Origin of the sequence: Streptomyces mexicanus (assembly GCF_902506575.1) — a bacterium.
In the GTDB taxonomy this organism is placed as follows: domain Bacteria; phylum Actinomycetota; class Actinomycetes; order Streptomycetales; family Streptomycetaceae; genus Streptomyces; species Streptomyces mexicanus.
This window is the reverse complement of sequence record NZ_LR732544.1, coordinates 2928351-2954957: the sequence shown is the minus strand read 5'-3', so window position 1 is coordinate 2954957 and position 26607 is coordinate 2928351. Positions and strand designations below refer to the sequence as shown.

Annotated in this window: 23 protein-coding genes and 1 tRNA gene; 19 read left to right on the top strand and 5 right to left on the bottom strand. The window is 73.3% G+C overall.

Annotation, left to right across the window (positions count from 1 at the left end; all coding sequences use genetic code 11):
* The first annotated feature begins 553 nt into the window (after nt 1-553).
* The 4 genes from mmsA to GV126_RS13180 all read left to right on the top strand — a co-directional run bounded on the left by mmsA (nt 554) and on the right by GV126_RS13180 (nt 7577).
* A complete protein-coding gene (gene mmsA, locus GV126_RS13195; RefSeq protein ID WP_159665936.1) occupies nt 554-2056 on the top strand; it encodes a CoA-acylating methylmalonate-semialdehyde dehydrogenase in 1503 nt (500 codons plus the stop codon).
* A 385-nt stretch (nt 2057-2441) separates the two neighbouring features.
* On the top strand, nt 2442-3860 hold the full coding sequence (locus GV126_RS13190; protein WP_159665934.1) for an APC family permease: 1419 nt from the start codon (nt 2442-2444) through the stop codon (nt 3858-3860).
* Nucleotides 3861-4047: 187 nt separating this feature from the next.
* Nucleotides 4048-6702 carry a CocE/NonD family hydrolase gene (locus GV126_RS13185; RefSeq protein WP_201299840.1) on the top strand — a complete coding sequence of 885 codons (2655 nt, stop codon included), beginning with the start codon at nt 4048-4050 and terminating at the stop codon, nt 6700-6702.
* The gene (locus GV126_RS13180) at nt 6699-7577 is read left to right on the top strand and encodes an ABC transporter permease (protein ID WP_159665932.1); all 879 of its coding nucleotides are present in this window, start codon (nt 6699-6701) and stop codon (nt 7575-7577) included. The genes GV126_RS13185 and GV126_RS13180 overlap by 4 nt, the downstream gene beginning before the upstream one ends.
* 58 nt (nt 7578-7635) lie before the next feature.
* Here the strand turns inward: GV126_RS13180 and GV126_RS13175 are convergent, their stop codons facing one another.
* Nucleotides 7636-8034, bottom strand: coding sequence for a rodlin (locus GV126_RS13175; protein ID WP_159665929.1), 399 nt, complete (start codon nt 8032-8034; stop codon nt 7636-7638).
* 248 nt (nt 8035-8282) lie between these two features.
* Between GV126_RS13175 and GV126_RS13170 the strand changes: the two genes are divergently transcribed.
* The 8 genes from GV126_RS13170 to GV126_RS13135 all read left to right on the top strand — a co-directional run bounded on the left by GV126_RS13170 (nt 8283) and on the right by GV126_RS13135 (nt 13759).
* The gene (locus tag GV126_RS13170; protein ID WP_159665926.1) at nt 8283-8681 is read left to right on the top strand and encodes a rodlin; all 399 of its coding nucleotides are present in this window, start codon (nt 8283-8285) and stop codon (nt 8679-8681) included.
* A gap of 240 nt (nt 8682-8921) precedes the next feature.
* Nucleotides 8922-9149: a chaplin gene (locus GV126_RS13165; protein ID WP_159665923.1), complete on the top strand. Its 228-nt coding sequence runs from the start codon at nt 8922-8924 to the stop codon at nt 9147-9149.
* A 133-nt stretch (nt 9150-9282) separates the two neighbouring features.
* Nucleotides 9283-9849 carry a chaplin gene (locus GV126_RS37170; RefSeq protein WP_159665920.1) on the top strand — a complete coding sequence of 189 codons (567 nt, stop codon included), beginning with the start codon at nt 9283-9285 and terminating at the stop codon, nt 9847-9849.
* Between the two features lie 346 nt (nt 9850-10195).
* Nucleotides 10196-11062: a hypothetical protein gene (locus GV126_RS13155; protein ID WP_159665917.1), complete on the top strand. Its 867-nt coding sequence runs from the start codon at nt 10196-10198 to the stop codon at nt 11060-11062.
* 182 nt (nt 11063-11244) lie between these two features.
* Nucleotides 11245-11529: a hypothetical protein gene (locus GV126_RS13150; protein WP_159665914.1), complete on the top strand. Its 285-nt coding sequence runs from the start codon at nt 11245-11247 to the stop codon at nt 11527-11529.
* Nucleotides 11530-11742: 213 nt separating this feature from the next.
* Nucleotides 11743-12258: a hypothetical protein gene (locus GV126_RS13145; RefSeq protein ID WP_159665911.1), complete on the top strand. Its 516-nt coding sequence runs from the start codon at nt 11743-11745 to the stop codon at nt 12256-12258.
* Nucleotides 12259-12369: 111 nt separating this feature from the next.
* Nucleotides 12370-12909, top strand: a complete 540-nt coding sequence (locus GV126_RS13140; RefSeq protein ID WP_159665908.1) for a tyrosinase family oxidase copper chaperone — start codon at nt 12370-12372, stop codon at nt 12907-12909.
* A complete protein-coding gene (locus GV126_RS13135) occupies nt 12893-13759 on the top strand; it encodes a tyrosinase family protein (RefSeq protein ID WP_159665906.1) in 867 nt (288 codons plus the stop codon). The genes GV126_RS13140 and GV126_RS13135 overlap by 17 nt, the downstream gene beginning before the upstream one ends.
* A 129-nt stretch (nt 13760-13888) precedes the next feature.
* Here GV126_RS13135 and GV126_RS13130 read toward each other — a convergent pair whose 3' ends face one another.
* The 3 genes from GV126_RS13130 to GV126_RS13120 form a co-directional block, all read right to left on the bottom strand.
* On the bottom strand, nt 13889-14155 hold the full coding sequence (locus GV126_RS13130) for a chaplin (RefSeq protein WP_159665903.1): 267 nt from the start codon (nt 14153-14155) through the stop codon (nt 13889-13891).
* A gap of 245 nt (nt 14156-14400) precedes the next feature.
* On the bottom strand, nt 14401-14610 hold the full coding sequence (locus GV126_RS13125) for a hypothetical protein (protein WP_202035135.1): 210 nt from the start codon (nt 14608-14610) through the stop codon (nt 14401-14403).
* A gap of 287 nt (nt 14611-14897) precedes the next feature.
* A tRNA-Arg gene (locus GV126_RS13120) sits at nt 14898-14970 on the bottom strand.
* 317 nt (nt 14971-15287) lie between these two features.
* On the opposite strand from GV126_RS13120, the gene GV126_RS13115 reads away from it, so the two are divergent.
* The 7 genes from GV126_RS13115 to GV126_RS13085 all read left to right on the top strand — a co-directional run bounded on the left by GV126_RS13115 (nt 15288) and on the right by GV126_RS13085 (nt 25100).
* The gene (locus GV126_RS13115) at nt 15288-16910 is read left to right on the top strand and encodes a dynamin family protein (protein ID WP_159665901.1); all 1623 of its coding nucleotides are present in this window, start codon (nt 15288-15290) and stop codon (nt 16908-16910) included.
* A 459-nt stretch (nt 16911-17369) separates the two neighbouring features.
* Nucleotides 17370-19409, top strand: coding sequence for a YfjP family GTPase (locus GV126_RS13110; protein WP_236570253.1), 2040 nt, complete (start codon nt 17370-17372; stop codon nt 19407-19409).
* 469 nt (nt 19410-19878) lie between these two features.
* On the top strand, nt 19879-20409 hold the full coding sequence (locus GV126_RS13105) for a single-stranded DNA-binding protein (protein ID WP_159665895.1): 531 nt from the start codon (nt 19879-19881) through the stop codon (nt 20407-20409).
* Between the two features lie 274 nt (nt 20410-20683).
* On the top strand, nt 20684-22150 hold the full coding sequence (locus tag GV126_RS13100) for a Cys-Gln thioester bond-forming surface protein (RefSeq protein WP_201299838.1): 1467 nt from the start codon (nt 20684-20686) through the stop codon (nt 22148-22150).
* A 162-nt stretch (nt 22151-22312) separates the two neighbouring features.
* Entirely contained in the window at nt 22313-23977 is a 1665-nt protein-coding gene (ettA, locus tag GV126_RS13095) for an energy-dependent translational throttle protein EttA (RefSeq protein ID WP_159665893.1), read from the top strand.
* A gap of 8 nt (nt 23978-23985) precedes the next feature.
* Nucleotides 23986-24402 carry an acyl-CoA thioesterase gene (locus GV126_RS13090; RefSeq protein WP_159665890.1) on the top strand — a complete coding sequence of 139 codons (417 nt, stop codon included), beginning with the start codon at nt 23986-23988 and terminating at the stop codon, nt 24400-24402.
* Entirely contained in the window at nt 24399-25100 is a 702-nt protein-coding gene (locus GV126_RS13085) for a DUF8185 domain-containing protein (RefSeq protein ID WP_159665888.1), read from the top strand. Before GV126_RS13090 ends, GV126_RS13085 begins: the two co-directional genes overlap by 4 nt.
* Nucleotides 25101-25274: 174 nt before the next feature.
* Here GV126_RS13085 and GV126_RS13080 read toward each other — a convergent pair whose 3' ends face one another.
* Nucleotides 25275-26333, bottom strand: a complete 1059-nt coding sequence (locus tag GV126_RS13080) for an ABC transporter ATP-binding protein (protein ID WP_236569977.1) — start codon at nt 26331-26333, stop codon at nt 25275-25277.
* Nucleotides 26334-26607 lie beyond the last annotated feature (274 nt).

Here is a 26607-nt window from a genome sequence, read left to right as displayed (position 1 = left end):
TGTCCCCGAGCGGGCCCACCCGGGTAGGCGGGGGGGCGCCTGCCGACCCCCGGGGGGGGGCGGGGCCGGGGGGCGGGCTCCCGCCCGGCCCGTGCCGCCCGGCCCAGGTTGCCAACCGGCGCGGCCGGCGCCTTGGCCCTGGCGGGGGCGAAGCGGGAGCGCCGACCCCCGGCCCGCTACGGCCCGGCGCCGGCGGTGCCCGCCGGCCCCGCCCCCTCGGGCTCCTCGGTCCTCACGTCCGCTCCGGCGTCGCGCCCCCCTGCAGCGCCGACGGGCGCCTGCGTGCGGAGGCGGGCGTCTGCGTGCGCGGGACAGCGCCCGTCCGGGAGTGCCCGCCCGCGTCCGAGTCCGCGCCCCCTTCGCGTACATCGCGCCCCATGTGTCTACGCGGCGGCCGAAAGCGCAGACACAGTGTCGGGCGCGTTCCGGCCACCCGGACTGGTGGGATGTATCCGTGGCCGAGACCCGCGACCGGACGGTCGCCGGGCGAGGCCCGCGAGCGCTACGAACGGCACGTCTCCCGACGCCGCCATCTGCGAAGGAGTGACCCGGCATGACGAAGATCGTCAACCACTGGATCGGCGGGAAGACCGTCGAAGGCGCCTCGGGGACGTACGGGCCGGTCACGGATCCGGCGACCGGCGAGGTCACCACGAAGGTCGCCTTCGCCTCCGTGGACGAGGTGGACGCGGCGGTGGCCGCGGCCAAGGACGCGTTCCTCACCTGGGGCCAGTCCTCGCTGGCCCAGCGGACCTCGATCCTGTTCAGGTTCCGCGCGCTGCTGGACGCCCACCGCGACGAGCTCGCCGAGCTGATCACCGCCGAGCACGGCAAGGTGCACTCCGACGCGCTCGGCGAGGTCGCGCGCGGCCTGGAGATCGTGGACCTGGCCTGCGGCATCAACGTGCAGCTCAAGGGTGAGCTGTCCACGCAGGTCGCCACGCGCGTCGACGTGGCCTCGATCCGGCAGCCGCTCGGGGTGGTCGCCGGCATCACGCCGTTCAACTTCCCGGCGATGGTGCCGATGTGGATGTTCCCCATCGCCATCGCCTGCGGCAACACCTTCGTGCTCAAGCCGAGCGAGAAGGACCCGTCGGCGTCCGTGCGGATCGCCGAACTGCTGGCCGAGGCCGGGCTGCCCGACGGCGTGTTCAACGTCGTCCACGGCGACAAGGTGGCCGTCGACCGCCTCCTGGAGCACCCCGACGTCAAGGCGGTGTCCTTCGTCGGCTCCACCCCGATCGCGCGCTACATCCACACCACCGCCGCCGCCCACGGCAAGCGCGTGCAGGCCCTGGGCGGCGCCAAGAACCACATGCTGGTGCTGCCGGACGCCGACCTGGACGCGGCCGCCGACGCCGCCGTCTCCGCCGCCTACGGCTCGGCGGGCGAGCGCTGCATGGCCATCTCGGCGGTCGTCGCGGTCGGCTCGATCGGCGACGAACTGGTGGCGAAGATCCGCGAGCGCGCCGAGAAGATCAAGATCGGTCCGGGCGACGACCCGGCCTCCGAGATGGGCCCGCTGATCACCAAGGAGCACCGCGACAAGGTGGCCTCCTACGTCAAGGGCGCCGCCGACGAGGGCTGCGAGGTCGTCCTGGACGGCACCGGCTACACCGTGGAGGGCTACGAGAACGGCCACTGGATCGGGCTGTCGCTGCTCGACCGGGTGCCGACCACCGCCAAGGCCTACCAGGACGAGATCTTCGGCCCGGTGCTGTGCGTGCTGCGCGCGGACACCTACGAGGAGGGCGTGGCCCTCATCAACGCCTCGCCGTTCGGCAACGGCACCGCGATCTTCACCCGGGACGGCGGCGCGGCCCGCCGCTTCCAGCTGGAGATCGAGGCCGGCATGGTCGGCGTCAACGTGCCGATCCCGGTGCCGGTGGGCTACCACTCCTTCGGCGGCTGGAAGGACTCGCTCTTCGGCGACCACCACATCTACGGCAACGACGGCACGCACTTCTACACCCGCGGCAAGGTGATCACCACCCGCTGGCCCGACCCGTCCGAAGCCCCGGCCGGTGTCGACCTCGGGTTCCCGCGCAACCACTGAGCGTGACCCCACCCCCCTTCGCGGCCGTTCGGTATCCGGACGGCCGCAACTTTTTTTGTGCTGCTCCCTGCGGTTCCCGTGCAGAGGGGACGAAACGGGTGGCGGAGGTGTTCGAGCCGCAATACCTTCGAAAGCAAGGTCACGGATCGTTGAATCTTGATGAATGCCCCACCGCGGCCTTGTGGCCTGCGAAATCCATCCATCCACTGCCGGGTCGCACCTGCGGATTCCGAAGGTAAACAGCCATTGACGTGCTGGTTTTCGTCGGGGTTCCATGCTGGCGCCGGGAGCGGACGAGAGACGAGCACGTACGACCGAAGCCGCCGGAGGCGATAGCGCTCCCGAGACCCCTTCACCTGTTGCACAAGTCGATCGGAACCGCCGCATGACCGACACGCTCCGCCCTGCCGAGAACGCCGTCGCACAGGCGACCGGCGCCCCCACGGAGGCGAAGGCCAGTCCCCAGCAGCTCAAGCGTTCCATCGGCGTCGTCGGCGGCACTCTGCTCACCCTGTCGTGCGTCACGCCCGCCTCCACGCTGTTCGTGGTCGTGCCCGACCTGTTCGGCTCGCTCGGCACCGCCACCGCCGTCACGATCGCCATCGGCTCCCTGCTCTGTGTCGCCGTGGCGTTCTGCTACTCGGAGCTGGGCACCCTGATCCCCAGCGCGGGCGGCGAGTACGCCATGGTCTCCACGATGGCCGGCCGGCTGGCGGGCTGGCTGGTCTTCGTGCTGTCCCTGCTGGTCGTCCTGATCGTGCCGCCGGTGATCGCGATGGGCACGGCGGACTACCTCGCCCCGGTCGTGCACCTCGACCCGTCGATGACCGGCGCGGCCGTGATGCTGCTGGCCACCCTCGCCGGTCTGCTCGACCTGCGCGCCAACGCCTGGATCACCGGCATCTTCCTGGTACTGGAGGTCATCGCGGCCGGCGTGGTCGCCGTGCTGGGCTTCACGCACAGCCACCGCGGCGCCGGCAGCCTGGTCTCGATGCAGGTGGCCGGCTCGCACGGGCACACCGACACCGTGACGGCCATGATGGTCATCTCCGGCCTCGCCATCGCCCTGTTCGCCACCCAGGGCTTCTCCACCGCCGTCTACCTCTCCGAGGAACTGGAGAACCCGCGCCGCAACGTCGCCCGCACGGTCCTCGCCACCCTGGCCATCTCCTCGGTGATCATCCTCGTCCCGGTCGTCGCCATCACCATGGGCGCCTCCGGCATCCAGCAGCTGACCGAGGGCGACCTCAGCGCGATGGTGACCGCCTGGTCCAACTCCGCGGTCGGCACCTTCGTCAGCCTCTGCGTGGCCCTGGCCATCATCAACGCCGGCATCGTCATGGTCATCCAGAACTCCCGCGTGCTGTTCGCCTCCGCCCGCGACAAGGCCTGGCCCGAGCCGGTCAACAACCTCTTCGCCAAGCTGGGCCGCTTCGGCTCCCCGTGGGTGGCCACCCTCGTGGTCGGCGTGCCCGGCGCGATCCTGTGCTTCGTCAACCTCGACACGCTCTACGGCGTCACGGGTGTCTCCGTGACCGGCATGTACCTGCTCGTCGCGGTCGCCGCGCTGCTGGCCCGCCGCGGCTCCCACAAGCACACGCCCGCCTGGCGCATGCCGCTGTGGCCCGCCATGCCGGTCCTGCTGATCGCGGTGCTGGCGTACATCCTCACCCAGCAGGAGGTCGGCTACCTGCTGTGGACCGGCGGCATCCTGGTCGTCGCCACCCTGTACTGGGCCTTCTACCTCCGCCCGCGCCGCGACACCCGCTGGCTGGTGTCCATCCCGGAGGACGCGCAGGTCTGAGCCGCCGTCCGCCACCGCGGACGCGAGCCCTCGCAGGAGGCGTACCCGGGGTCGCGGACGGGAGCCGTGCACGGCACGGCGTACCGCGGTCGCGGTAGTCCGGGACGGGGCCGTACTCCCCGGGGAGGGGCCCACGTTCGATCCGGTGGCGGCAGCCGTTGTCGGTGGCGGCCCGTACCGTTGTGTCATGGATCTTCGCCTGCCCGGTCTGCGCGGGCTGCTGCGGGGGCCCCGGAGGCTGCTGGCCGCCGGGGCCGCCGTCGTCGTGCTCGCCGGGGCCGGGACCTGGACGGCCACCGCCCTGGACGACCCGCCCGCGGTGCACCGCGCCGACCGGATGCTCGGCACCGGCGGCGGGGTGCGCCTGGACACCTCGTACTTCACCCCGGCCGGCCCCGGCCGCCACCCCGCCGTGCTGCTGGCCCACGGCTTCGGGGGCAGCAAGGACGACGTACGGCGGCAGGCCGAGGACCTCGCCCGCGACGGGTACGCGGTGCTGACCTGGTCGGCGCGCGGTTTCGGCCGGTCCACGGGCAGGATCGGGCTGAACGACCCGCAGGGCGAGGTGGCCGACGTCTCGCGGCTGATCGACTGGCTGGCCCGGCAGCCCCAGGTGCGGCTGGACCGGCCCGGCGACCCGCGCGTGGGCGTCGCCGGCGCGTCCTACGGCGGCGCGATCGCCCTGCTCGCCGCGGGCCACGACCGCCGGGTGGACGCCATCGCCCCGCAGATCACCTACTGGAACCTCGCCGACGCCCTGTTCCCGAACGGCGTCTTCAAGAAGCTCTGGACGAGCGTCTTCGTCAACTCCGGCGGCGGCTGCGCGCGGTTCGAGCCCGCGCTGTGCCGGATGTCCCGGCGGGTCGCCGAGTCCGGGCGGCCGGCCGCCGAGGCCCGCCGCATCCTCCAGCAGCGCTCGCCGTCGGCGGTCGCCGACCGGATCCGGGTGCCCACGCTGCTGGTGCAGGGCCAGTCCGACTCGCTGTTCCCGCTCGGCCAGGCGGACGCCGCGGCCCGGGCGATCAAGGCCGGCGGCGCCCCCGTCGCCGTCGACTGGATCGCCGGCGGGCACGACGGCGGCGACCTGGAGAGCGACCGGATCCAGGCCCGGGTGACGACCTGGTTCGACCGCTACCTCAAGGGCGACACCGGCGCCGACACCGGGCCCGCCTTCCGCGTCACCCGCACCTCGGGCGTCGATTCCACCGACGGTGCCGCCGTCCTGCGCGGCGCGAGCGCGCGCACCTACCCGGGACTGGCCGCCGGCCCGCGCCCGATCGCCCTGAGCGGTCCCCCGCAGCGGTTCGAGAACCCGGCCGGGGCCGACCCGCCCGCCGTTTCCGCCCTGCCCGGCCTCGGCGGCTCGGGCGGCTCCCTCGCCCAGCTGTCCGCGCTCGGCGTCGGGACGGCCCTGGACTTCCCCGGCCAGTACGGCCGCTTCGACTCCGCGCCCCTCGGCAGCGACCTGCGGATCACCGGATCGCCCACGGTGACCGTCCACGTCCGCTCCACCACCGACGACGCGGTGCTCTTCGCCAAGCTCTACGACGTCGCGCCCGGCGGCGCCCGCCCGGTCCTGCCCGCCCAGCTGGTGACACCCGTGCGCGTGACGGGCGCCAAGGCCGGCAAGGACGTCACCCTCACCCTCCCGGCGATCGACCACGAGGTGCAAAAGGGCCACCGGCTGCGCCTGGTCCTCGCCTCCACCGACCTCGGCTACGCCTCCCCGGCCGCCCCGGCGACGTACACCGTCACCCTCAAGGGCCACCTGACGGTGCCCACGGCCCCCTCGGTGACCACGGCGTCCGCCCCGCTGCCCGCGTGGGTGTGGTGGCTGCCCGCCGCCGGTGCCGTGCTCGCGCTCGCCCTGGTGACGACCGCCCGCCGCCGCACCGGCACCCCGGCACCCGACCCCGCGCTCGCCGACGTACCGCTGCAGATCACCGGCCTGACCAAGCGCTACGCCCGCTCGGCCGACCGATACGCCGTGCGGGACGTGTCCTTCCGGGTGGAGCAGGGCCAGGTGCTCGGCCTGCTCGGACCCAACGGCGCGGGCAAGACGACCACGCTGCGCATGCTCATGGGCCTGATCCGGCCGGACGGCGGCGAGATCCGCGTCTTCGGCCACGCGATCCGGCCCGGCGCGCCCGTGCTGTCCCGGGTCGGCGCCTTCGTCGAGGGCGCCGGTTTCCTGCCCCCCCTGTCCGGCCGGGACACCCTCCGGCTGTACTGGCGGGCCCCCCGCCGCCCCCCCGAGGACGCCCACCCGGAGGGGGGCCTGCGGATCGCCCGGCTCGGCGAGGCGCTCGAGCGACCCGGGCGCACCCACTCCCAGGGCATGCGCCAGCGCCTGGCCCTCGCCCGGGCCATGCTGGGCCTGCCCGCCCTGCTGATCCTCGACGAGCCCACCAACGGCCTCGACCCGCCGCAGATCCGCGAGATGCGCGAGGTGATGATCCGCTACGCGGCCGGCGGACGCACCGTGATCGTCTCCAGCCATCTGCTGGCCGAGGTCGAGCAGACCTGCACCCACCTGGTCGTCATGGACCGCGGGCGGCTGGTGCAGGCCGGGCCGGTCGGCGAGATCGTCGGCAGCGGCGACACCCTGCTGGTCGGCACCGCCGCGCCCGTGGAGCAGCCGGTGCTGGAGAAGGTCGCCGCGCTGCCGCAGGTGGCCTCCGCGGTGCGCGCCGAGGACGGCCTGCTGGTGCGGCTGGAGCCCGGCCACACCGCCGACGGACTCGTCGTGGAACTGGTGCGGCTGGACGTGCCGGTGGCCTCCCTCGGCCCGCACCGCCGCCTGGAGGACGCCTTCCTCACCCTGATCGGAGGATCCGCATGAGCGCGCTCACCCAGGGCACCGAGGGGCCCGTCGAGGAGGCGGCCCCGGGCTACCGTGCGGGCCGCACCCTGCCGCTGCGGGTGGAACTGGCGCGGCAGCTCAGGCGCCGCCGTACGGCGGTCATGTTCGGCATCCTCGCCGTGCTGCCCCTCGTGCTGGTGGCCGCCTTCGCGATCGGCGGCGACCCGGGCGGCCGGAGCGGCCAGGTGACCCTGATGGACACCGCCACCGCCTCCGGACCCAACTTCGCCGCGGTCAACCTGTTCGTGTCGGCGGGCTTCCTGCTGGTGATCCCCGTGGCGCTGTTCTGCGGCGACACGGTCGCCTCGGAGGCCAACTGGTCCTCGCTGCGCTACCTGCTCGCCGCGCCCGTGCCCAGAGCCCGGCTGCTGTGGTCCAAGCTGGTCGTCGCCCTCGGGCTGAGCCTGGCCGCGATGGTGCTGCTGCCGCTGGTCGCGCTCGCCGTCGGCACGGCCGCCTACGGCTGGGGCCCGCTGCACGTGCCCACCGGCGGCGTGCTCGACGCCGGCCCGGCCACCGGGCGGCTGGTGGTGGTCGTGGCCTACCTGTTCGGCTCCCAGCTGGTCACCGCCGGCCTGGCGTTCTGGCTGTCGACGAAGACCGACGCGCCGCTGGGCGCGGTGGGCGGCGCGGTCGGACTGACCATCGTCGGCAACGTCCTGGACGCCGTCACCGCCCTCGGGCACTGGCGCGACTTCCTGCCCGCGCACTGGCAGTTCGCCTGGGCCGACGCGGTGCAGCCGCGCCCGGAGTGGTCCGGGATGATCCAGGGCACGTCGGTCTCCGTCACCTATGCCCTGGTGTTCTTCGCCCTGGCCTTCCGCTCCTTCGCCCGCAAGGACGTGGTGTCCTAGGCGGGCGGCGTCCGGTGCGGGCCGCTCGGAGCGGTGGCCCGCACCGGACGCGGTCCGCTCAGTGGTGCTCGGCCTCCGTCGACAGCAGCGAGACGTTCTCCAGCAGGTGAGCCAGCGCGCCGTCGCGCTTCGACTGGGTGGAGTTCTGCGTGCACTGCTGGTTCAGCTCGTCCGACAGGATCGGGATGTCCTGCAGGCCGGCGCCCAGCACGGGGACCTGGACAGGCACGTGGCTGACGGCGATGCACGGCTTGTTGAACGACCCCTGGATGAGCGCGATCTGCGGGCTCATCATCCCGTACGTGGTCGCATTGCCGTAGTTCTCCCACGCACCGTTGCCGTTCGCCAGGCTCGGGCCGTTGTCGTTGCCGATCGCCAGTGCCTGCGGAGCCACGGCGGCGGAGGCTCCCACCGCGGAGACGGCGATGGCAGCCGTGGCGACAATCTTCTTGATCACTGACCGGTCCTTTCTGAGGAAACCCCGTCCACCGGAGCGCACTGGACAACTGCGCGGACCCCGACCGGTTTCTCCCCTTCACTCCTGCGGCGGATATCGCGGACTGCTTGTGTGTTTTTTCGACTCCGCGATTTTCACTCCTTTTTCCGCGCGGTGCGGGCCAACCGGGTGAAGCAGCGCAACCAAACATTCCCTGCTGTGTTGATGAGTCCGTAGGACCTGCGTCGCTACGAGGAAAGGAACGCGCAGTGCTCAAGAAGGCAATGGTCGCCGCCGCGGCCGCCGCTTCTGTCGTCGGTATGTCGATGGCGGCCGCCCCGATGGCGCTGGCCGTCGGCAACGACAACGGCCCGTCCGTCGCCAACGGCAACGGCGCCACGTCGGCGCTCGGCAACTCGGCGACCAAGGGCGACATGAGCCCGCAGCTCTCGCTGATCGAGGGCACGCTCAACAAGCCGTGCGTCGGCCTGCAGGACATCGACGCCCAGGTTCCGGCGCTCATCGGCATCGGTGTCCAGGACATCCCGATTCTGTCGGACGAGGTCCACCAGCAGTGCGCGGACAACTCCAGCCAGACCAAGCGCGACGGTGCGCTCGCGCACACCCTGGACAACCTGTCCGTCCTCTCGGCCGTCGGCGAGGACTGAGCCGGTGCGGGAGAGGTCCGGCCGTCGACCGGCCGCCGGCCCTTTCCCGCACTCGTCTTTCTGCCCGATCAACGGGGAATGGGCCCAGCAGTGTGCGGGACGAACGAGTGAAGTGTCGGGCGCTTCACGTTCCGCTGTTTCCGGCTGGGTCTGTTTCTCGTTCCGTGCCGCGGCCGACCAGGTCGCGCTCATTCGGTTTTTCGACCGTCACTGGGGTATTGCCCCGAGAAGGGATCACGTATGAAGAAGAGCTTCGCCGTCGTCACCGGTGCCGTCCTGGCCATGGGCATGGCGGCCCCGGCGTTCGCCGACGCCGGCAGCCAGGCCGCCGCTGTCGGCAGCCCGGGCGCGATCTCCGGCAACGTCATCCAGGTTCCGGTGCACGTCCCGATCAACGTGTGCGGCAACACCGTCGACATCATCGCCCTGCTGAACCCGGCGTTCGGCAACGCCTGCGTCAGCGACTGACCGCACGGGGCGCACCGGCCGTCCCGGCTGGGCAGGGCCGGCGCCGAAGCGTATGAACGCCCCGGGGCCGGCCCTGACACTCTCCACGTTCTTCAAGCGGCTTCGTGCAGCTTCGAGCAGGAAGACAAGTAGATTGCGACAGACCCTGAGCAGGGGCGTGTTCGCGGCGGCCGCCGCGACGAGTGTCCTGTCCCTGTACGGCAGCCCCGCGTTCGCCGATTCGCAGGCGGGCGGCGCGGCCACCAACTCGGCCGGTCTCCTGTCCGGCAACAGCGTCCAGGCGCCGATCGAGGTGCCGGTGAACGTCTGCGGCAACACCGTCGACGGAGCTGCGGCGCTCAACCCGGCGTTCGGCAACAAGTGCGGCCACGTCTCGGAGAAGACCACGCCCACTCCCTCCCGGCCGCCCAAGCCGTCGCCCGGCTGCGACGGCTACGGCGGTTACGGGGACGGGTCCTCGCCCTCGGCCGACTGCACGCCGCCGCCCGCTCCGCCGAAGCCCCCCCCGCCGACGTCCGCTCCGCCGTCCCAGCCGAGCGAGCCTCCCCGGGTGCACACTCCGCAGGAGCCCCCGCAGCTGGCCCAGACGGGTGGTGACGACACCGCGGCCCTGCTGGCCACCTCGGCGGCCGCCGCGGCCCTCATCGCCGGCGGCACGATCCTGTACCGCCGCGGCCGGAGCGCGGGCACGCACCGCTAGGGCCTGTCCGGCGGACACCGCCGAGCCGCACCTGCGCGAGCCGCCGCGTCCACCCCCTCACGTGGGGCGGACGCGGCGGCTTTCGCGCGTGAGGGTGACGATCCGCCGGGGGGTGGAGGAGCGGAGGGCGGGGGGTGTCGGGGCGGTGGTGCGGTGACCTGTGGGTCGGCGGTCGGCGGTGCGGTGATCGGTGGCTCGGCGGTCGGCGGTGCGGTGCGTTCGCTCCCGTGCGGGTGCTGTCGCCGCGCGATCGGGTGACCCACGGTCGGACCATGATCGGTTGCGAACCGCCGGAGGCGCTTTCACGGTGAGCACAAGATCAGGTGCTCATCGAAAGGAACCCCTCATGCGAGGTCTGCCCGCACGGCGTATCGCGTCCACCGCACTCTGTGCCGCCGTCCTGGCCGGGATCGGCGCCCCGGCCGCCCTGGCGGCCGACCCGGCCCGCGAGCATCACCGTGCGACGGCGTCCCGGTCGCCCCTGCCCGCCGCGGACGCGCTGCTCGACCGGGTCGAGGGACTCGGTGACCTCGGCGGCCGGCTCGCGCCCGTGCACGACCTGCTCGCCGCCGTGCTCACGGCCGACCGCGGCACCCTGACCGTCCTCGACGCCAACAAGCTCGGTGACGCCGCGAAGAACGCCCTCGCCCAGCTCACCATGCCCCCGGCCGCCGCGCCGACCGGCGTGCACCTGCTCGCGCCGCCGCAGGCGCCCGCCACCCCCCTCGCCCGGCAGCGCGCCGCCGATCCGGTGAGCGATACGCTGGCCGCCGTGCAGAAGGCCCTCGACGACCTGCTGAAGGCGATCGGTTCGGGGAAGGTCACCCAGGTGCTCCCGGCGGTCACCGGCCTGGTCGATGACCTGGGCAAGCTGGTCACCGGCGTACTGCAGGGGCTCGCGCAGCCCGCGTCGCCCGCCGCCGCCCCCGCACCGCAGTCCGTCTCGACCGCCACGCCCTCGACCACCGCCCCGTCGACGGCCGCGCCCGCCACGGCCACCCCGGTGACGACCCTGCCGGCCGTCACGGTCCCCGGCGTGACCGAAGCCGGCGTCAGCGTCCCCGCGGTCACGTTGCCCGAGATCACCGTGCCCAAGGTGACGGTGCCCAAGGTGAGCGCGGCCGAGGCGAGCGGGCCGCAGACCGGGATTCCCGCGGCCACGCTGCCCGCCGCCACCGCCACCACGCCGGAGACCGCGCCCCAGGCTTCCTGACACCTCCGGCACGAGCGCGGGCCCGCGGGCCGGGAACGGACATGCCGCCGCAGGAGATCTCATATGAGGACTCGGCAATCTCCTGCCCCGGGGTTTCCGGCCCGCCCGGGGCTCGTTAGGCAGGGCGACCCCCTCCCCTCGGCGACGCAGGTCGCCGAGGGGCGTCGGAGAAAGGAACCACGATGAACTCCCTGAAGGCCGCCGCCGTCCTCGCCGGATCCCTGGTCGCCGCCGGTGCCGCCGCGCCCGCGTTCGCCTACGACGCCGCCGACGTGACGCCCACCAGCCTCAACGGCGCCGTGAACTCGCTCACCAAGGGCCCCATCGACGTGATGCCGGTGCGCCACCAGACGGACGCCCTCGACACGGAGAAGAAGGGCTCGCTGCTCAACAGGGTCAACAGCACCACCAAGAGCCTCAACAAGGGAGCCGCCCCCCTGCTGGGCGGCCTGCCTCTGCAGAGCTGAGACCCCATCGGCTCCCGGCCCGCCTCCTGCCGACGTGCGCGTTGCATCCGTCGTGCGAGTCGCGACCGTCGTGCGGGTCGTATCCGTCGTGTGGGCCGTATCCGTCGTACTACTGCGGCACTCGGGGGAAATGTGCGCCGGCGGTGGCGCCGGGCTCGTTGGGCCGTACGGACGTTGGACGCCGATCCTCTTCCCGAAGGGACCGTGCCTGAGATGAAGTCGACCACCCGAGGAACCCTTGCCGCCGTCGTGACGGGCGTCGCGGCGGCCATGGGTGTCACCGCCTCCCCGGCCGCCGCGGCCGGCACGGTCCCGGTCCCCGTGCCGCTCGGCGGCGCCGAGTCGGCCCTCGGCGCGGACCTGCCCGAGGCCGGCGGAGAGATCCCGCTGCTCAGGACGGGAGCGCCGCAAGGCCCGCGGTTCACCCGCGGTCGGCTGATGCCCGACCAGGTCGTACCGCGGCTGCCCGTCCGCGGCGGCCTGCCCGGCGTGGACGTACACGCTCCACTGGGACACCTCCTCGACGACGGCTCCGACCACGTCGGCATCGACGCACCCGTCTCCGACCTGCGGGCCGAGACCCCGGGCCTGACCGCGGACGCCCCGCTGGCCGCGCCGCGGCCGGGCCCCGCCGGCCTGCCCGCGCTGAAGGAGCCGGAGCTGGGCGTCCTCACCCCGGCGCTGCGGACCGTGCCCGGCGCCGAGCTGGTGGCCGGACCCGGGCTGTAGTCCGTCCGGCCCAGTACGGGTGACCGTCCGACGCGCTCGGCGGTTACGGCTTCGGCGGTACGGCCACGCACAAGGCCACGGACGACCGGACCGGAATCGAGGAGCGCACCCATGGGCGTAGGCAACGGCGGGGACGGCGCAGCCGGCGCGATCCCCGGACCTCCCCCTTCTTCCCTCTCTTCACCCTCTTCCCCCTCCCGCAGAACCCGGCGCGAGGTCACTCTCGGGCTGCTCGCCTCCGGTGTCGCCCTCGCGGCGGCACCGCTGGTCGCCGCCTCCCGGCCCCCGCGTCCCGCGTCCGACCCGTTCGGCGCCCCGGGCGGCACGGCGGCCTTCCAGGAGACGTACCGCGGGCGGCTCATCCGGGGCGCGTGGACCCCGGGGACGGGCCCCGCGGGCACCGGTCAGTGGCAGGTCACCGTGGACGGCCGGCCGCTGCACCTGATGCGGCGGGCCGACGGCACCTGGCTGAGCATGGTCGACCACTACCAGTCGTACCCCACGCCCCTGGAAGCCGCGCGCGGCGCCGTCGACGACATGGTGCCCGGCCAGGGGCTGCGCGATGTGGCGCCGGGGCCGGTCGGTGACGCGGACCGGCACGCCCACCCGTACTCGCACACGCAGGGAGTGCCCGGTGGCGTACACGCGTAAGAACGTCGCCAAGCTGACGCGGGAGGAGAGACGCCGGTTCGTCGACGCGCTGCTGGAGATCAAACGGCGCGGCGAGTACGACGAGTTCGTGCGCACGCACATCCAGTACTTCACCACCGACGGCGAGAGCGGCCTGCGGACGGCCCACATGGCGCCCTCCTTCCTGCCCTGGCACCGCAGGTTCCTGCTGGACCTGGAGCGCGCCCTGCGCCGCGTGGACTCCTCGGTGACCATCCCGTACTGGGACTGGACCCGCGACCGTACGACGACGTCCGTGCCGTGGCGGGAGGACCTCCTGGGCGGCAACGGGCGGCGCGCGGACCGCCAGGTGACGACGGGTCCGTTCGCCTACGCGCACGGCCACTGGACCCTGAGGGTGGGGGTGACCGACGGGAAGTTCCTCACCCGGGACCTGGGCCGCTCCCGCGACCCGATCGCGCTGCCCACCGGCAGCGAGCTGGAGCGGGCGCTCGAGGACCCCCTCTACGACCTGGCGCCCTGGGACTCGACGGTCTCCAAGGGGTTCCGCAACAAGCTGGAGGGGTGGGGCTCCGGCCGCGGCAGCTCCTCGTGGCACAACCACAACCGGGTGCACCGGTGGGTGGGCGGCACGATGCTGGGGGCCGCCTCCGTCAACGATCCGGTCTTCTGGCTCCACCATGCCTTCCTCGACCTGCAGTGGACCCGCTGGCAGCGCCGTCACCGGGGCGCCCGCTACCTGCCGGCGCGACCGCCCGGCCCGGGCGACCCGCAGTACGGGCGCATCGTCGCCCGGCACGAGAAGCTGCCGCCGTGGGACGTCACCCCCGACGAACTGGAGGACGTCAGCCGGATCTACCGGTACGTGTGAGGGCGGTGCGGGCGAGGGCGGTCCGGCGAGCTGAGACGCCGGACCCGGGTCCCAGGGGAGAGCCCCGGCGCCGAAGGACGCCGGGGCTCTCCTGACGCTCTGGGGCCGTTCTCGGCCGAGGGGGTGGCGTCAGTTGCCGTAGCCGCCACCGTGGTGGCTCACGACGGCGCAGGTGTTGCCGAACGCCGGGTTGAGCAGGCCGACCAGGTTGATGGTGTTTCCGCACACCTGGATCGGCACGTTCAGCGGGACCTGGATCGCGTTGCCGGACACCAGGCCGGGCGAGCCGACGGCCTTCCCTGCGGCACCGGCGTCCGCGGCGGCCAGCCCGGCACCGGCGAGCACCACGGCACCCGTGCTCAGAGCGACGGCCGTCGCCTTCGCGAAGCGAGACATGACTTCTCCTCATTGACTCGGTGAGTGCGGCAGCGGGACGTGCAACCGCACTCCCCGTTCAACGCGACGGATTGATCACGGTCACGGTGATTGCGCCCCAATCACCCGGTTCCTGACCGGATCGCCGTGTTCGGTGAAAATCGGCGGCCTGGGGGTGCGGGCCGAGGGGGCGACTGCCGGAGTACCTGCCCGCCTACCTGCCTCCGGCCTGCCTCGTCCCCGTCCGCTGTTCGATCAGCGATGACTCACTTCGTGATGGGGTGGCACTGGCTGAGGCACCGCACCCCGTTGACGCAGAGACGGGTGCACCTCTTGCCATAACCGAGTGAGTGCGGAGAGTTGCGCACGGGGGTCGAGCCGATCGCGGTGGCGTGCGCGCCGGCCGGGGTGGTGAGGGCGAGGGCTCCTGCGGCGGCGAGAGCCGTGGTGAGGCGCGCGGCGGACTGAATGGCCAAGGCGGTCCCCTTCTGGTGATCTTCCGATGACCAGCTGGGGCAACCGCGTCGCGTGGTGGTTGGTTGTGCGCACCGTCCGATTCCCTACCGATAGGTGATCGGCGCGCGGGTCGGTTGACCGAGAGGGATGCCGGGATTCCCGGGTCTCCGGGGAAGGGGCCGACGGCAGGGCGCGGGGCGCGGGCCGGTCGTGGTCGGCGGAGCCGGCCGGCTGTCCTCGTGGGAGGTGGACCGCGGTGTTGACGTGCGGGTTTCCGGCAACGTGCAACCGCGACAGGCGGAAGGTGCGCCCCCGGCAGGACTCGAACCTGCGGCCAAGCGCTTAGAAGGCGCCTGCTCTATCCACTGAGCTACGGGGGCCTGGTGTGTGGCCTCGGTCACGGTGCCCGTCGAGGGTGATCCGTGGCGTTGCCGGGGACAAGGATAGGGCTCCCGCATCCGTGTCCCTGTTGCTTCGCCTCCGTGGCTCGATGTGGAGGTTCAGTGAAGCGGTCTGATAATCGCAGGCAAGTGCGAATCGTGCACCGCTTTTGACGCCTCGCGCGGCGGGTGTTGTGCACTCGTTATGCCTGGACTGTGCCTGCGTCCCAGTCATCCCTTCCGTCCCTTGTGTCCTGTCGGCGCGCAGACGTGCTCATATGCTTCAGAAATCCCATAAAATTGGGCATTCTTCGCATGTGGTGACCTTGGACGTACGGCCTCAGCTGCTCGAAGCACTCTCCGCCCTGCGCGACCGCGTCGCCGCCGCACGCTTCCCCCTGCCCCTGGACGGGGCCCCGCGCGCGCGTGCCAACCGCGACGAACTGCTCGCCCAGCTCGACGACTACCTGGTGCCCCGGCTCAAGCAGCCCGAGGCCCCCTTGCTGGCCGTGGTGGGGGGATCGACCGGCGCGGGGAAATCCACGCTCGTCAACTCCCTGGTGGGAAGACGCGTGAGCGAGGCGGGCGTGCTGCGGCCGACGACCCGGACGCCGGTGCTCGTGTGCCATCCGGAGGACAGCCACTGGTTCGGCGACCCGCGCGTGCTGCCCGGCCTCGCCCGCGTGTGGGTGCCCCGGCAGGACACCGGGGGCAGCCTCGCCGGCGACGACCCGCTGGCCTCGGAGGAAGATCCCACGCGCGCCCTGCGCATCGAGACCGTCGAGACACTGCCGCCGGGCCTCGCCCTCCTCGACGCGCCCGACATCGACTCCCTCGTCGCCGAGAACCGCGCCCTGGCCGCCGAGCTGATCTGCGCCGCCGACATCTGGGTGATGGTCACCACGGCCGCGCGCTACGCCGACGCCGTCCCCTGGCACCTGCTGCGCACCGCCAAGGAGTACGACGTCACGCTCGTCACCGTGCTCGACCGGGTGCCCCACCAGGTCGTCTCCGAGGTCTCCCGGCAGTACGGGGCGCTGCTCGCCAAGGCCGGCCTGGGCGAGGTGCCGCGGTTCACCGTGCCCGAACTGCCCGAGTCCGCCTGGGGCGGCGGGCTGCTGCCCGCCACCGCCGTCGCACCGCTGCGCTCCTGGCTCGTCCACCACGCGCAGGACCCCGCCGCCCGCCAGTACGCCATGGCCCGCACCGCCCACGGCCTGCTCGACTCGCTGAAGTCCCGGCTGCCCGAGCTGGCCGCCGCCGCTGCCGCGCAGCATGCGGCGGCGCTGCGGCTCACCTCGGTCGTCGAGGCCGCGTACGACGGCGAGTACGCGCGCCTGCGCAGCCGTCTGCAGGCCGGGGCCGTGCTCGCCGGGGACGCCCTCAAACGCTGGCGCGCCTACCCGCTGGACTGCACCGCCGGCGAACTGCTCGACGCGCTCGTGGAGAGCCTGGGCGCCCTGCTACTGTGCGCCGTCACCGCCGCCGACGAGCGCATCGACATCGCCTGGCGGCGCGAGCCGGCCGCGGACGTCCCCGGGCTGACCGGCCACGACTCCTGCGCGGAGAGCGCCGAGCACCGCATCGGGCTCGCCGTGCGCCGCTGGCGGCGCGAGCTGGAGGAGTACGCCGAGGACGAGGTGCGCGAGCTGGACCGGAGCGTCGCCCCCGACGCCGAGGCCGTCGCTGCACTGGCCGCCACCGGGCTGCTCGGCGGCCGCCGGGGCCGGTCCGCCGGGGAGGGGCTGGCCGAACGCATCGGCGCGCACGGCGCACTGCGGCTGCGCGACCGCGCCGGACGGCTGCTCGCCGACTACCTGGACCGGGTCATGCACACCGAGCGGGAGCGCCGGCTGGCCCCGCTCGACGCCCTGGAGGTGCACCCCGAACCCCAGGCCGAACTCATCGCCGCGCTGTCCGTACTGCTGAAGGAGAGGTGACCGGTGAGAGCCGTCACTGACCAGGACCGAACGGAACACGCCGCTCAGACGGCTCAGACGGCTCGGACGGAGGGCACGTCCAGGGGCACGTCCGCCACGACCGGGCCCAGAGCCCGGGACGTCGGGGGAGCGGGAGAGGCCGGGGAAGCCGCGGGCGCTGCGGGCTCCGTGGGTGCCTCGGGGGCCTGGGGTGCCTGGGGTGCCGAGAACTCCGTGAGCGCAGGGCGCGCCGGGAGTGCCGAAGGCGCCATGGATGCCCCGAGGGCGCCGGGCGCCGGGGCCGTGGGCCGTCCCAGGACGACCGGATCCGCGGGGCCGGCCCCCGGGGTCGCCGGCCGTCCGGCCGCGGCGGGCCGCACCCCCGGGTACGCCGGCCACGGCGGTCAGGGCCTCGCCCATCCGCTCGGGGAGCCCGCCGAGCGCCAGGGGCGGCCCGAGCCGGCGGACCACCACGCGCGCGTGCCCGACGCCCGCCGCCACGCGCGCGGGCCGGGCGACGGACGCCGGACGGGCGCGGGGCACAGTGACAGTGACGGTGCCCATGTCCGTACGGAGGGCCGCGCGGACAGCCGTGGGGAGAGCCGCGCGGGGAGCCGTACCGACGGGCGGCCGGCTGACGGGGCGGGTGCCGTCAACCGTACGGGCGGCCGTACCGACGCCGGCCACAGCGCTGCACGTACCGACGGCCGCAGCGATGCCCATAGCGCCGATGCCCGTAGCGATGGGCGTACGGATGCCTGTGGCGACGGCCGTGCGGATGCCCGGGGTGAGGGCCGCACCGACGGCCGTGCGGAATCCGCGGGCGTCTGGGACGACGGGCTGATCGCGCGGCGCGTCACCGAAGGCGGGACGGGCGCCGCCGACCTCGTTCCCGTCGCGCCCCGGCCGCCCAGGCCGCTGCCCGTACCGCCGCTCGCCTACGACGGGCCGTTGCGCTCGCGGCTGGACGCGTTGCGCGAACTGGTCGGACTGTCCCGCACCCGCCTGGACAGCCGCACCCTCGCCGAGGCGGGCCGGGTCTTGGACGAGGCCGCGGCGCGCCGCCGGCTGTCCGGGCAGCACACCGTCGTGGCCATCGCGGGCGCCACCGGCAGCGGCAAGTCGCAGCTGTTCAACGCCCTGGCCGGGGTGCCGATCTCGGAGACCGGCGTACGCCGGCCCACCACCGCCGCGCCCATCGCGTGCAGCTGGAGCGACGGCGCGGCGAGCCTGATCGACCGGCTCGGCATCCCCGGCAGGCTGCGCAGGCGCCCCGTCCAGGGCACCGACGCCGATCCGCAGCTGCGCGGCCTGGTCCTGGTCGACCTGCCCGACCACGACTCGGCCGCCGTGCAGCACCGTGAGCACGTGGACCGCATCCTCGGGCTGGTCGACGCGGTCATCTGGGTGGTGGACCCGGAGAAGTACGCCGACGCGATCCTCCACGAGCGGTATCTGCGGCCCATGGCGGGTCACGCGGAGATCATGTTCATCGTCCTCAACCAGGTCGACCGGCTGCCCGGCGAGGCCGCCGACCAGGGCCTGGACGACCTGCGCCGACTGCTGGACGAGGACGGGATCGCGCTGGGGGAGTACGGCGAGCCCGGCGCGACCGTGCTCGCACTGTCCGCGCTCACCGGGGAGGGACTGCCCGAGCTGCGCGCGGCGCTCGGGCAGTTCGTGGCCGGGCGCGGGGCGGCGGCCCGGCGGATCGCGGCCGACGTGGACGTGGCGGCCCCCCGCCTGCGCCCGGTCTACACCGCGCAGCGGCGGGCCGGCCTGAGCGAGGAGGCCCGCGAGGAGTTCGCGGCCCGGCTCGCGGACGCGGGGGGCGCCGTCGCCGCGGGCGAGGCGGCCGAACGCGCCTGGCTGCGCAACGCCGGCCGCGCCTGCGGAACCCCCTGGCTGCGGCTGTGGCGCTGGTACCAGGACCGTCGTGAGCCCCCCACCGGCCGCCTGCCCGTGCGCACCCAGCCGGACGAGGAGGCCACCGCCCGCCAGCGCGTCGAGCAGGCGGTGCGGACGGTGGCCGACCGGGCCTCGGCGGGGCTGCCGGTGCCGTGGGCCCAGGCGGTACGGGAGGCCGCCGTGCGCGGGGCGCAGGGGCTGCCGGAGGCGCTGGACGCGCTCGCGGCCCAGGCCGGGCTGCCCCCGGGGCGGCCGCCGCGGCCGGGCTGGTGGCCGGCGGCGGTCCTGGCCCAGGCGTCCATGACGATCCTGCAGGTCATCGGCGGGCTGTGGCTGGTCGGTCAGATCATCGGCGTGATGGCCCCGAACCTGGGAGTGCCGGTGCTGCTGATGCTCGCGGGGATCATCGGCGGCCCGCTCGTGGAGTGGAGCTGCCGTATCGCGGCCCGGGGACCGGCCCGGCGGTACGGCCAGGAGGCGGAACGCCGATTGCGTGAGGCGGCGGCGGGCTGCGGCCGGGCCCGGGTGCTGGACCCGATCGCGGCGGAACTGCTGCGGTACCGGGAGGTGCGGGAACAGTACGCACGGGTGAGGGGCGCGGGGGTCCGGTGACCTGCGGCTGAGGGGGGTGCGGGGGGCCGGTGGGGCCGGTGGTCTGCGGCTGAGGGGTACGGAAGTCCCGCGGTCCGCGGCTGGGGGGCGCGCGGTTCTGGTGGCCCGCGGCTGAGGGGCGCGCGGTCCGATGACCTGCGGTCTGAGGGACCTGGCCCTGCGCCTGTGCCGGGCCGCGGCGAAGCCCGGTCACCCGCTCTCCGATCGGCTTCCCTCCCCGCTCTCCGAACGACCTCCCTCGCTCTCCGACCGTTCCTCCCTGTGGACAACTCCCTCACCCACCCGGGTGAGGGAGTTGTCCACAGGGGCGCGGCGGTCCACAGACCGCAGCGGGCCCGGCCCGGCGGAGGCAGCCTGGTGTCGCGGTGATCGCCACGCAGGCGATCACCGCATCAGCCGCCGCGGTACGGGACGGGCCGTCCGCGCGTCCGTCCGGCCGCCGCGGCCGGGCGAGGGAGGGGTGTACGCGATGAACGAGACGATGATCTGCGTGGTCGGCAACGTGGCGACGCAGGTGGTGTACCGGGAGCCGCCCGCGGGTGCCTCCGCGAGGTTCCGGCTCGCGGCCACGCCGCGCTACTGGGACCGGGAGAAGAACGCCTGGACGGACGGGCACACCAGCTTCTTCACGGTGTGGGCCAACCGCCAGCTGGCCACGAACGTCGCGGCCTCGCTCACCCTGGGGGACCCCGTCGTCGTGCAGGGCCGGCTGAAGGTCCGCACGGAGACCCGCGACGGCAGTCCCCGCACCTGGGCGGACATCGACGCCGTCGCGATCGGCCACGACCTGACGCGGGGCACGGCCGCCTTCCGGCGCACCGGCAGGCCGGACCCGACAACGGCCGCCGCACCGGCCATGACGGCGGCGCAGGCCGCACCCACCGCGTCCGCCGAGCCCGAGCCGGCATGGGAGAGGCCGCCCACACCAGCCGCCGAGCAGGAGGAACAGGAGAAGCAGGAGAAACCCGAAACGGAGCGCGAGCCGGCCTCGGTGACGTGACGACAGCGCTCCGGGCGGCCGGACCGAAAAGCGGCTTATCGACGAGTGCGCCGGGGAACGCCCCAGTGGATTTGTCGATAAGCCCTGCTCAACGGCGGTTCGGGACCGTGCCGGGCGATAACGATTCCGATTCGGATCAACGATCTGACGATCAGACAGCAAAGGGCGGGTGTGCGGGCTCCCTAGGATGCCGGACATGGCTCTGTGAGCCCGGAGATTCTGCTGGTGGGACCGCACCCCCCACGCCAACGGGTCCTGCTCGAAGGGGAATTCTGTGTGTGCTTCGTATGCTGCGCCGCCCGCGCGCAGGCGAGGGGCGGCCCGCATCGCCGCCGCGACGCTGGGATCCGGACTCGTCGCCGCCGGTGTGCTGACCGCCGCGGGTCCGGCCGCCGCCGACGAGACACCCCGGAGCCCGGGCGGTGCGTCCGCCACCATCGGCGGCCTGAAGACGTACGGCACCGCGGTCGTCCATGACGACACCGGCGACCACCAGGTCTCCGCGGGCCTGTTCGAGATGTCCGTCGACGGCGGCGGCATGCTGCAGACCTACTGCGTCGACCTGCACAACCCCACCCAGCGGGACGCCCGGTACCACGAGACCCCGTGGAGCGGCACGTCGCTCGGCACCAACAAGGACGCCGGGAAGATCCGCTGGATCCTGCAGCACTCCTACCCGCAGGTCAACGACCTGGCCGCGCTCGCCGACAAGGCGGGCGTCAAGAACCTCACCGAGCAGGACGCGGCGGCCGGCACCCAGGTGGCCATCTGGCGCTACTCCGACGGCGCGGACGTCGACGCCGTCGACCCGCAGGCCGAAAAGCTCGCCGACTACCTGCAGAAGAGCGCCCAGGACATGGCCGAACCGAGGGCCTCGCTGACCCTCGACCCACCCGCGGTCTCCGGCCGGCCCGGAGAACGGCTGGGCCCGGTCACGGTGCACACCGACGCGAGCAGCGTCACGGTGACGCCCCCGGCGGACGCCGCCACGAGCGGTGTACGCGTGGTCGACGCGCACGGTAAACCGGTCACGTCGGCCACGGACGGCAGCCGCCTCTACTTCGACGTCCCCAAGGACACCACCACCGACGGCGGCGACTCGACCGGCGACGCCATCGGCGACGCCACCCACGCGGCAGGCGGCCCCGCGGGCACCGCCGAGCTGACGGTCCAGGCCTCCACGACCGTGCCGGTCGGCCGCGCCTTCACCTCCGACAGCCGCAGCCAGACCCAGATCCTGGCCGGCTCCAGCGAGTCCACGGTCTCGGCGACCGCAACGGCCACCTGGGCCGCCCAGGGCCCGGTGCCGGCCCTGGCCGCCGAGAAGGACTGCGCCAAGGGCGGCCTGGACATCCAGGCGGTGAACAAGGGCGACGAGCCCTTCACCTTCGCCCTGATGGGCACCCAGCACAGCATCCCGGCACACGCGAGCAGAACCGTCCTGATCCCGCTGCAGGAGGACCAGGCGTACGACTTCACGATCACGGGCCCCGCCGGCTTCGCCCAGCGCTTCACCGGCATCCTCGACTGCAGGACCCAGAACGACACGGCCGGCCTGACCACCCAGACGGTCGCCGACCCCCCCCCCGCCATGGCCGGCAACGTCGCCGACACCACCGACCTGGCCGAAACCGGCGGCAACGACACCACCCCCCTGATCGCCGCCACCGGCCTCAGCCTCCTCGTCCTCGGCGCCACGGCCCTGAGCATCGTCCACAAGAAGAAGACGACACAGGACTGACGGCACGGGAGCGGGGGAGCCCCTCCCGGACAAGGGTGAGCACAACCTGCAAAGCCCCAGCTCACAGCCCCCCGCCCCCACTGGTTTCCGCCCAGGGGTGGCGGTACGGCAAGATGGGGTGTATCTGCCCACTGCCAGATTCAAGCTGCCGGACGGTTTCTCTTGGCTGAGTTCATTTACACCATGCGCAAGGCGCGCAAGGCGCACGGCGACAAGGTGATCCTCGACGACGTCACCCTGAACTTCCTCCCGGGTGCCAAGATCGGCGTCGTCGGTCCGAACGGTGCCGGTAAGTCGACCGTGCTGAAGATCATGGCGGGGCTGGGGCAGCCGTCCCACGGGGACGCGGTCCTCTCGCCCGGCCACAGCGTCGGCATCCTGCTGCAGGAGCCCCCGCTGAACGACGAGAAGACGGTCCTGGAGAACGTCCAGGAGGGCGTCGCCGAGATCAAGGGCAAGCTCGACCGGTTCAACGAGATCGCCGAGCAGATGGCCACCGACTACTCGGACGCGCTGCTGGAGGAGATGGGCAAGCTCCAGGAGGAGCTGGACCACGCCAACGCCTGGGACCTCGACGCGCAGCTGGAGCAGGCCATGGACGCCCTCGGGTGCCCGCCCGGCGACTGGCCCGTGACCACCCTCTCCGGTGGTGAGCGCCGTCGCGTCGCGCTGTGCAAGCTGCTGCTGGAGCAGCCCGACCTGCTGCTGCTCGACGAGCCCACCAACCACCTCGACGCCGAGTCGGTGAACTGGCTGGAGCAGCACCTGGCCAAGTACGAGGGCACCGTCGTGGCGATCACCCACGACCGGTACTTCCTCGACAACGTCGCCGAGTGGATCCTGGAGCTGGACCGCGGGCGTGCCTACCCCTACCAGGGCAACTACTCCACCTACCTGGAGACCAAGGCCGCCCGTCTGAAGGTCGAGGGCCAGAAGGACGCCAAGCGGCAGAAGCGCCTCAAGGAAGAGCTGGAGTGGGTGCGCTCCAACGCCAAGGGGCGGCAGGCCAAGTCCAAGGCGCGTCTGGCCCGCTACGAGGAGATGGCCGCCGAGGCCGAGAAGATGCGGAAGCTGGACTTCGAGGAGATCCAGATCCCGCCGGGCCCGCGCCTGGGCAACGTCGTGGTCGAGGTCAACGACCTGCACAAGGCCTTCGGGGAGAAGGTTCTCGTCGACGGGCTGTCGTTCACGCTGCCGCGCAACGGCATCGTCGGCGTCATCGGCCCGAACGGCGCCGGCAAGACCACGCTGTTCAAGATGATCCAGGGCCTGGAGACCCCGGACTCCGGCGACATCAAGGTCGGCGACACCGTCAAGATCTCCTACGTCGACCAGGGCCGCGCCAACATCGACCCGAAGAAGACGCTGTGGGAGGTCGTCTCCGACGGGCTCGACTACATCAACGTCGGCCAGGTCGAGATGCCGAGCCGGGCCTACGTCCCCGCGTTCGGGTTCAGGGGTCCGGCCCAGCAGAAGCCGGCGGGGGTGCTCTCCGGGGGTGAGCGCAACCGCCTCAACCTGGCGCTGACCCTCAAGCAGGGCGGCAACCTGCTGCTCCTGGACGAGCCCACCAACGACCTGGACGTCGAGACGCTGTCCAGCCTCGAGAACGCCCTGCTGGAGTTCCCGGGCTGCGCGGTCGTCGTCTCCCACGACCGGTGGTTCCTGGACCGCGTGGCCACGCACATCCTCGCCTACGAGGGTGACTCCAAGTGGTTCTGGTTCGAGGGCAACTTCGAGTCGTACGAGAAGAACAAGATCGAGCGGCTCGGGCCGGACGCGGCACGCCCGCACCGCGCCACCTACAAGAAGCTGACCCGGGGCTGATCTCGCCGATGCGCCACACCTACCGCTGCCCCTTGCGCTGGGCGGACATGGACGCCTACGGGCACGTCAACAACGTGGTCTTCCTCCGCTACCTGGAGGAGGCCCGGATCGACTTCCTGTTCCGCCCGGACAAGGACTTCCGGCAGGGGTCGGTGGTGGCGCGTCACGAGATCGACTACAAGCGGCAGCTCGTCCACCGGCACGAGCCGGTGGACATCGAGCTGTGGGTCACCGAGATCCGGGCCGCCTCCTTCACCCTCGGCTACGAGGTGAAGGACGGCGACCTGGTCTACGTCCGCGCCTCGACGGTGATCGTGCCGTTCGACTTCGAGGCGCAGCGCCCGCGCCGCATCACCGACGAGGAACGCGCGTTCCTCAAGGAGTACATGGACGACGCGGCCGAGCGAGGGGCCGGCGCCGCATGACCGTGCTGCACCTCGCCGACGACACGGAGGCGGCCGACCTCGCGGCCTTCCTCTCCCGGCTGCTGCACTACGACCGGGCCGCCGCCGTGCGCCTGCAGGCGGCGGGCACGGCGCTCGCGGTGTTCGGGCGGCCGGCGTCCTTCGAGGTGCTGGCCGTGCGCGCGGTGCGGCTGGCCAAGCCCTACGAGGACGGGCTCGACGTCACGCTCGACGCGACCGTCTCCGCGGGCGAGCTGCTGGAGTCCGTCGACGAGCGGGCGGCCACGGCCGGCGTCCCGGCCGCGGTGACCGGCCCGCCCTGGGCCGGTGTGCTGCCGCCGCGCGGCGGCTGGCGGCCGGAGCCGGGGCTGCCCCCGGCGGACGGCCTGCGCGCGCTGGTGGCCGCCGCCGTCACCGAGTTCCGTACCCGTACGCAGCAGTTGCCGCCCGAGGAGCGCACCCGTGGCGCGCTCGACGCGATCGGGCGGGAGATATGGTCCCGGACGGTCGGCCAGACCGGGCTGCCGGTGCGGGCCGTGCACGCGGCACAGTCGCTGGGCTTCCTGCGTCCGGCCACGGCCGGCGGCGGCCCCGACGACCTCGCCCTGTTCTCGTCGGGCGCCTGGCTGCGGCTGCGGGCACCCTACGGGTCGATCGCCGTACGGCAGGCCGGGCAGGGACGGAGCGGACTCGGGGCGCTCGGCCTCAGCGTCCGCTGAACCCGGGCTCGGGCGGCTGCTCGATCCGGGGCTGAACCTCCGCCGGGGCCCTGCGGTCGTCCGGATCGGCCCAGCCCTCTTCGCCGTTGCCCCGGTTCCTTCGCCGCCGTCTCAGTCTCGTTCGCCGCCGTCTTGGTCCCGTTCGCTGCTGTCTCGGTCCCGTTCTCTGCCGCCTCAGTCCCGTTCGCTGTCGTCCGGCCAGACCGCGATGTGGTCCGGTTCCAGTTCCAGGGCCACCCGGTCCCGCATGCCCAGGGCCTGGGTGTACTCGGCGGGCAGTTGCAGGCGGCCGGCGCGGTCCAGCATGGCGTACTCCCGGCTCACCACCCGTTCGTCGCCGGTCGCCGCGTCCACCTCGCTGCGGCGCAGCACCTCCGTGGACGTCCGCCCGTCGCGGATCGCCACCGTGCGGCGCACCTCGTCCGCCACGGTCTGGTCGTGGGTGACGATGACGATGGTCGTGCCCAGGCGTTCGTTGGCGGTGCGGAAGGCGGCGAAGATCTGCTCTCCGGTGTGCGAGTCGAGTTCGCCGGTGGGTTCGTCGGCGAGCAGCACCGCCGGGTCGTTGGCGAGGGCCACCGCGATCGCGACCCGCTGCTGCTGGCCGCCGGACATCTGGTGCGGGCGGCGGTCCCGGCAGTCGCCGACCTGGAGCATCTCCAGCAGCTCGCGCACCCGTTCGGCCTTGGCCCGGCGGCCGCGCCGGCCCCGGTCGCCGGACAGCTGCATGGGCAGCGCGACGTTCTGCGCGGCCGTCAGGTACGGCAGCAGGTTGCGGGAGGTCTGCTGCCAGACGAAGCCGACGACCTCGCGGCGGTAGCGCAGGCGGTCCTTCGCCGTCATGGCGAGCAGGTCGTACTGCGCGACCCGGGCCGCGCCCGCGGTCGGCGTGTCGAGGCCGGCGAGGATGTTCATGAGCGTGGACTTGCCGCTGCCGGAGGCGCCGACGAGGGCCATCAGCTCGCCCTCGCGGACGAGGAGGTCCAGGCCCTGGAGCGCCTGCACCTCGACCCCGTCGGTGGAGAAGATCCGCACCAGCCGGTCGCAGGTGATCAGGGCGTCGTGGCCGTAGGCCGGTCGGGCGCGGTCCTCGGTGGCCCGCCGGGCCAGATCGGCGAGCGTCGTCGGGGTCGCCGTCCCGCCCGTCCTCGGCGTGCCGTCCGACTGCGTCCTCTTCGGCGTTGTCGTTGTCGTCTGCGGTGTCTGCGGTGTCTGCGGTGTCTTCGGCGTCATCGGAGGGCTCCTGCGCGGCGGTGGCGTCGGCTGTGGCGAACACGTCTGCTGCGGTGGTCCGGCCGCCCCCGGCCGCCGGGCCCGGCCGTCGCGCGTCCCCGGCCCACGGTGCCCGTGCCCGCACCAGGCCCGGCCGGGTGCGGGGGCGCGCGGTGGGGGCGCGGCCCGGGCCCGGGGGGCCAGGGGGGAGGGAGGGGGGTTCCCAACCCCTCGGTCGGCGTTCCCCGGTAGGGCGCAGGGGACCCGAGGAGCAGGGCGGGGGGCACCGCCGCTC

Excerpts from the sequence above, each read along its gene's own strand:
- GV126_RS13145 (WP_159665911.1), top strand. The coding sequence starts at position 11,743 with ATGAAGTCGACCACCCGAGGAACCCTTGCCGCCGTCGTGACGGGCGTC.
- GV126_RS13090 (WP_159665890.1), top strand. The coding sequence starts at position 23,986 with ATGCGCCACACCTACCGCTGCCCCTTGCGCTGGGCGGACATGGACGCC.
- GV126_RS13105 (WP_159665895.1), top strand. The coding sequence starts at position 19,879 with ATGAACGAGACGATGATCTGCGTGGTCGGCAACGTGGCGACGCAGGTG.
- GV126_RS13150 (WP_159665914.1), top strand. The coding sequence starts at position 11,245 with ATGAACTCCCTGAAGGCCGCCGCCGTCCTCGCCGGATCCCTGGTCGCC.
- GV126_RS13165 (WP_159665923.1), top strand. The coding sequence starts at position 8,922 with ATGAAGAAGAGCTTCGCCGTCGTCACCGGTGCCGTCCTGGCCATGGGC.
- GV126_RS13180 (WP_159665932.1), top strand. The coding sequence starts at position 6,699 with ATGAGCGCGCTCACCCAGGGCACCGAGGGGCCCGTCGAGGAGGCGGCC.
- GV126_RS13185 (WP_201299840.1), top strand. The coding sequence starts at position 4,048 with ATGGATCTTCGCCTGCCCGGTCTGCGCGGGCTGCTGCGGGGGCCCCGG.
- GV126_RS13080 (WP_236569977.1), bottom strand. The coding sequence starts at position 26,333 with ATGACGCCGAAGACACCGCAGACACCGCAGACACCGCAGACGACAACG.
- GV126_RS13155 (WP_159665917.1), top strand. The coding sequence starts at position 10,196 with ATGCGAGGTCTGCCCGCACGGCGTATCGCGTCCACCGCACTCTGTGCC.
- mmsA (WP_159665936.1), top strand. The coding sequence starts at position 554 with ATGACGAAGATCGTCAACCACTGGATCGGCGGGAAGACCGTCGAAGGC.
- GV126_RS13140 (WP_159665908.1), top strand. The coding sequence starts at position 12,370 with ATGGGCGTAGGCAACGGCGGGGACGGCGCAGCCGGCGCGATCCCCGGA.
- GV126_RS13085 (WP_159665888.1), top strand. The coding sequence starts at position 24,399 with ATGACCGTGCTGCACCTCGCCGACGACACGGAGGCGGCCGACCTCGCG.
- GV126_RS13130 (WP_159665903.1), bottom strand. The coding sequence starts at position 14,155 with ATGTCTCGCTTCGCGAAGGCGACGGCCGTCGCTCTGAGCACGGGTGCC.
- GV126_RS13190 (WP_159665934.1), top strand. The coding sequence starts at position 2,442 with ATGACCGACACGCTCCGCCCTGCCGAGAACGCCGTCGCACAGGCGACC.